General features: G+C 43.4%; 2 protein-coding genes. Both read right to left on the reverse strand.

The window, feature by feature from the left end:
• A partial coding sequence (locus ACEW8S_RS20460) for an SLC13 family permease (RefSeq protein WP_373519962.1) occupies nucleotides 1-1141 on the reverse strand: 1141 nt, incomplete at its 3' end.
• 766 nt (nucleotides 1142-1907) lie between these two features.
• Nucleotides 1908-2345 (reverse strand): BLUF domain-containing protein, encoded by a 438-nt coding sequence (locus tag ACEW8S_RS20465; RefSeq protein WP_373519963.1) that lies wholly within the window; start codon nucleotides 2343-2345, stop codon nucleotides 1908-1910.
• Between the last annotated feature and the right edge of the window lie 40 nt (nucleotides 2346-2385).

The raw sequence follows: 2385 nt of genomic DNA on the forward strand, positions 1-2385 counted from the left end.
CGGCATGGAGTTCGGAAATCGCATCTTTTTCTATTTCCAATAAAAGGGCAAATCCTTCCGAAAGCGCAATTTGGTCAAGTCGTTCAACGGCCACCCCTTGTTTCCCGCGAACAGCTAAAGGAATTGCGTTGTATTTTTTTCGGAAATCGATATCGTGTATCTTTTGTTTTATCAATAGGGAATCGGGGCTAATGATTACTTCCACCAAGACAACGTTCCCGGTGGTCAATTTTTCATCGTCTATTGCGAGGTCGGTCCTGATCTCGATGCCGGGGATTTTGCCCAGTGCAATTATTTTTCTTGCTTTTGCCTTGACGATCAAAGAATCACCAGCTTCCAGCAATTCCATATTTTCCGGCAGGTATATGATATTCTCCCCGCGAACGATCTGTAGTATTTCCAGGTCATGGTCCTGCAAAAGCCGGGTCTTCTCGATATTTTTTCCAACAAAAGGAGAGTTTTCCGGTAGCATCATTTCGGCCAGATAGTTATCGAGTCGATACATGCCGGTGAGGTTCCCTTTTTCCGATTTCTGCTCGGGAATGGTCTTTCTTACGCCGAGCACCAGAAAAATAGTTAGGGCGATGAACAATATCCCACCTACCGGCGCGAGCTCGAACATTTTTATCGCCCCCAAACCATGTTCTTCGGAAATTGCGCTTACCAGCAAGTTGGTAGACGAGCCGATCAACGTACACGATCCACCAAGCATGGCTCCAAAGGATAGCGCCATGAGCAGTTTATTGGCATTGATCTTTTTGTGATGGGCAATCTTCAGGGTCAACGGAAGGAAAATCGCGACAACGGCAGTGTTGTTCAGGAATGCGGACAACGTACCCGCTAAAAACATGGTCATGGCCATCACGACGATTTCATTATTGCTACCGGTTCTGACACTAAGTTGGCCCAGATAATTGATTAGTCCCGTATTCTGTATGCCGGCACTAAGGATCAACATCGCCAAAACGGTCAAGGTGGCAGGGTTGCTGAATCCGGAAACGGCCTCTTCCACGGTCAGGACACCCGTCACCATCAATGCGCACATAATGATCAGGGCGGTGATATCGATGGAAAATAGCTCAAAGCTGAAAAGTATGATGGCTCCTAAAACAATCGTCGCGACAATAAGTTCCGGGACCATGATATAATTGTTTTGACCATTGAAGCAGTTCCCAAACCCAATCTTTTCGTATACGTGGAATCGGTTTAAAAAGTGGGATCTATACTGGAAATAGCAAAAAGCTCGATACAGCTATAGTACCCAAAAAACATAGGCTTAAAATAAAGTCAATGCTTAGGTTTAAAGTAAGGTACAGAAATTTTCTGCTCAATAGATGATGTTCTTGAAGAATTTGACCGAAGGCTGGCTCAAACGCATGCTTCGTGCGGTTGGAGCGATGGACAGCTTCGTAACGTTTTAGAGAGTCAGAAAACAAAGATGGATGAACTTCTTGGCAAAACTGAAAAGCAGAGGAACAACTAGTTTGTAAAACTTCAACTAAAACTAAAGGATGATTTTATTTCTTTTATTTAGTTACATAAAACGAAGGGATTACGGCACTGGTACTTTATGGAACTGAACCATTGGAATCCCCTATAAAGTATAGTCTTGCAGGCTACATGGTATAAAATTAATAAGGTTTTATGGAACTGTTGTTTTTCATTTCAAACATGAGGTTTTTACAGTTCCATGGTGCAGTTAATCCCACGTTAAATCATACTTTAAAAATCTTCATATCGTTTATCTTCAACGGCCGGTTAAATCTACTCGTCCATGTCCGTAAAGCGTGAATAACAAAGGTTTTACGGTACCGATATAATCATCTTATACCCTTTGTTCTTATTGTTTAAAAATCGGTCAGTGTAAAAGGGGCCGATCATAGAACGCAGGTTTTCGGGCAAATGTGTCAGAAACCTTCCGGTGGGCTGGAAATTAGAAACTTTACCCGCCTCCAGAAAAGTTTTGCGGTGATGTTCTTCGAGGCGCTCAGGTCCGCGAACAGGGATAGATTTTTTTTGAAGTGATCAAATTCTTTCGTACCTGGAAGATTTCTGTCGATGCTGCAATATCCCATGGCCCAATCCGGAAAGTTCCTCTCGTCAATCTCGTCGTCCGAAAAGAGGTGCACCCCACGATGTCTCTTGTCCTTCTTTATGGTATTGAAGAGTCTGAGTACGTTAAATTTGTCGCCCTCTATTACCTGTATGAAAATGCCCATGTAATATATCAGGCAGCCCGTAATGCCTTCTAGGTAGTTCTTTGCGCGCGCAAGGGTCAAAAGTTCTTCCATATCCCGGTCCGTTGGGTTGCCGGTCGACTTTGATTCATAGGTCAGGGTATACATGATATAGTTTGGTCGTTCCGTCTAAAGGTACAGCTTTAAA

Source organism: Pricia sp., assembly GCF_041745955.1.
Taxonomy (GTDB): Bacteria; Bacteroidota; Bacteroidia; order Flavobacteriales; family Flavobacteriaceae; genus Pricia.